This is a genomic window from Loktanella sp. DJP18 (assembly GCF_049310965.1).
In the GTDB taxonomy this organism is placed as follows: Bacteria; Pseudomonadota; Alphaproteobacteria; order Rhodobacterales; family Rhodobacteraceae; genus Loktanella.
In genome coordinates, this window is sequence record NZ_JBMERN010000226.1 from 1 (window position 1) to 3480 (window position 3480).

A 3480-nucleotide genomic window follows, 5' to 3' on the forward strand; every position below is an offset into this window, starting at 1 on the left:
CGCGCGCCGGCCAGACCCTCTGTGCGTGCCAGCGGACGTAGTCCACGCACTCGCGCAACCGGTTGGTCCGCCGCCGCGCTTCGTTTAGCGGCAATCCATCGGCCGGACACAGCATCGACTTGCCAAAGCTGCCGCTGACCATCCGGACATGCATGTGCGGGGCCGCCACATCGATCAGTGTGACCGCCAGCTGGGGCAGGATCTGCCTCAGAAGCTCCGGCCGCATCGTGGCATCGAGATGCAGGACCGGCTTTGCGCGCAGGCTCTCGTGCAGCCCCCGGATCCGGCGCAGGATGATCGGGTGGTGACCGACCGCATCAGGCTTCGCGATGCTGATCTGTCCGGACATCTCCTGCCCACCCTCCAGCAAGGCCGCAAGTGCCTGCCACAGCGCCGCCAGTTGCAGGATCCGGGCGTTGGCGGCCGCAATGGCAAAGCTGCGTGCGCGCAGGGCGGCCGGCATCCCCGGCACAAGCCCGGTGTCCTGCAAGCGCCAGCGCTCCAATTGTGCCGCGTGCCGGCACTCCGCGGCGGTCACGCCCGCAGCCTGCAGAGATGACCGTGTGACGGGACCCGGACCATTCATTACCAACGCCGATGCGACCTTGCCACGGATTGCGACCAGATCCGCCATGGCCCCGGTAGGGCCGCGACCGATGGGCTGACCGCCCATGCCCGAGACGGGCTCGACAGTGATGCCTTCGACACTGATACCGCGCTGCTGCTCCAGCGCCCGGGCCCAGCACCCCTCGTCGATCATCAGCAGGGCCACATCGTCTCGCGCGAAGGCCAGGCCCGAGAACAGGGCATCATAGGGTGCCACGACCACATCCGCGTCGGCGACGTCGCGCAGGTTCTGCTGCTTGCGGCAGCCCGCGAAGAACCTGCAGTGCTGCCCATCCTTGGCAGCACATGCACTGTCCCGGACGTTCTGCCCGGCTGCAAGCGCCGCCCTGACGGCCTCGAGATCGCGGCACATGGGATCGCCGCTGATCGGTTCTGTCCGCTCGTAGCCGCGCAGCACGGCCACCCGTGCGCCCGCCGCAGACCAGGCCGCGGCGGTCTCTTCCGCAAGCGCGTGCGACGGCGTGAACACCAGGATGCGGTGCGGCAGTCCCAGCTGTCGCAACTGTGCCGCCAAGGCGAGCAACTGATCGCGTGCGACCCGCGACTTGCCCAGGCCGACGGTTGCGCGGATCCCTAGCGCTGGCATTGTCCCGTCGTGGTGCTGATGCCACTGGACGACGTCGGCGCAGAACGCGGCGAGGGTGTCCGAGAGCAGGACACGCCCTTCGGCAACCGTAAGCGTTGGTGCATCGGTGTCGGGCTCCGGTACGTCACGATCTCGCGACGGCAGCCGCCCGTCACGCGCCAGCCGCAGCTTGTCGGAAACCTTGCGGGTGGCGTCTGACAGCGCGTAGGGCATGGCCCGGTCCTGCCGGGGTCGATCCAGATCGGTCGTGGCGGTGAAGCGCTGCCATACCTGCAGGGCCACCGGATTCAGCTGCGGGGTCTCACCAGCCTCCAGCGCGTCGTGGACGGCATGGAAGGCAATCTGGCTGAGCCAGGCATCGCGCCCATCGATGACCATGCCGCTGGTATCGCGCGCGGGATCTCCAGACCCGGCAGGTGTGTGTCGTGGCCCTGCGATGCGAGCACCACCGCTGCGATCGCCGGGACCGCACTCGGCCAGAAAGGCTGATGCCGCAGCTGCGTAGATGACCGGCAGGTCCGCCAGCGGCACGTCCAGCGGCGTCTCCCGAAACGGCCAGCCGTAGGGCTGACCTGTGCCGGGGTGCATTCCGAAGGCCACAAACTGCTGGCCCGCGCCCAGGACCTCGATCTGGCCGGACTTCATCTTGGGGAAAGGTGTGTCGGTGCGATAGAGCAGCAGCCGCTTCGGCCAGAGGCCGACCCGCACCAGAGTTTCCCCAAAGCGCGCAAAGGCCAGTGCCTGCGCCGCATGGGCCCGGTCGGGATCCAGAACGTCGATGTCGATGCCGACCAACCGGCCGGTGCGCAGGCCGATGCCACAGGTGGGATGTCGAACGCTCCACTCCGCAATCACCGCCTTATCGATCGTCACGCTGGTCCAGCGGCTGACGGCCGGGGCCTTTTGATTGGGCCTGATCGGGATGGGCTCATAGCCGTTCTCGAACAGCTGTGCGGCACCATCGGTAAAGATGGGATGCCCAGCACCAGCGGGGCGGCCGTTGGCCACCCCCGTGTTCGTCTGTGTCGTCTGCAGGCCGCGCTTATGGCGTCCTGCATCCATGCGTCAGGGCCAGGTCGTCCGGGTGGCTTCCCAGTCCAGCACATCCGTCAGGCGATAGCGGATTGCGCCGCCGATGGTCAGCCAGGCAGGACCACTGCGCTCAGCGCGCCAGCGTTGCAGTGTCCGCGGGCTCACACGCCACCGCCGCGCGAGCTCATCGGTGGTCAGCCAGTCCTGCCGCGGCGGCGTCATTGCGCCACCCCGGCGTCATCAGTTCGCTGCAAGGTCCGGCGATAGAGTGCAAAGAGTGGCGTGCCGTTCCTGGACTGACCAGCATAGCGCACGCGGTAGTCCGTCCCGCTGTCAGTCAGAAACTGCAGATCACACATGTGATAGAGGCCGGGGATGCGTTGTTCATCAGACTGCGCCATCACACCGCCCCCTCACGGACCAAGGGCCTGTTCGGTGCAATACGCCGCGCGAATGGAACGGGTCTGGCAATGGCGAGGTAGATGAACGCGTTCTGCCTGATCCGCTTTTGTACGAGGTGGACGAGACCAGCATCGAAGGCTCGTCGAGCGGCCACCGCGAGCGATCCGAGCCGCGTGCAGTCCAGTTTGCTCAGCAGCGATGTTTCAATGCACGTATCGACAGACAGGAAACCGCTGTAGTATGTGATCGTGTCACCAGGCGTCGCAGTACTGACCCACTTGCAGAAATCCTGGTCAGACATGACACTGCGGCCGACATGTGAAAGTGGTCGCTCGGCAGGCATCGGCTCCATCACACCATGCTCCCGCAAAATCCCAGGGCCGCAAACGTGCGGCGCAGTCCAGCGATGCGGCGGTAGAGGCCCGAACGGCTGTAGCGACCTGATTTGACCAAGTCAGTCACGTTCTCTCGCGCGAGATCCAGGCAGAGGTTCAGATCATCCGAGGTGAGGCGCGATAGAACGGAGTGCAACGAAAGGGTCCGGTCCGGGTCAGGCAGCATCTGGCCCGTCCAGCTCCACAGGCTCGCCGCCTCGGAAAGCACGTCTACCAGCTCCCGTTGGTCCTTGCCACCGGTCGGAATGTCGAACGGGACGTGAATACCACGCCGATTTCGCGTGGCTCTCGCCCGTGCGGCATAGGTCCGGGACCGGTTGCGGATGACGACCCCGGCAAATGCGCCGAGTTGGCCGCGGGCCGGCACATAGCGCGGAAGCCGGCGCAGGACATCGACCAGCAGGTCCTGCGTGAGGTCATCGCGATCCTGAAGATCGG

Annotated in this window: 5 protein-coding genes; all 5 read right to left on the reverse strand. The window is 66.4% G+C overall.

Translation table 11 applies throughout. The features are described from left to right. Window positions 1-2275 (reverse strand): bifunctional DNA primase/polymerase (locus ACOI1H_RS24260; protein ID WP_422440783.1); only part of this gene is annotated, 2275 nt, incomplete at its 3' end. Between the two features lie 3 nt (window positions 2276-2278). Beyond that, window positions 2279-2467 (reverse strand): helix-turn-helix domain-containing protein, encoded by a 189-nt coding sequence (locus ACOI1H_RS24265; protein ID WP_422440784.1) that lies wholly within the window; start codon window positions 2465-2467, stop codon window positions 2279-2281. Beyond that, entirely contained in the window at window positions 2464-2646 is a 183-nt protein-coding gene (locus ACOI1H_RS24270) for a hypothetical protein (protein ID WP_422440785.1), read from the reverse strand. The genes ACOI1H_RS24265 and ACOI1H_RS24270 overlap by 4 nt, the downstream gene beginning before the upstream one ends. Beyond that, window positions 2646-3002, reverse strand: a complete 357-nt coding sequence (locus ACOI1H_RS24275) for a hypothetical protein (protein WP_422440786.1) — start codon at window positions 3000-3002, stop codon at window positions 2646-2648. Before ACOI1H_RS24275 ends, ACOI1H_RS24270 begins: the two co-directional genes overlap by 1 nt. Further along, a partial coding sequence (locus ACOI1H_RS24280; protein ID WP_422440787.1) for a sigma factor occupies window positions 2999-3480 on the reverse strand: 482 nt, incomplete at its 5' end. The genes ACOI1H_RS24275 and ACOI1H_RS24280, both read right to left, overlap by 4 nt.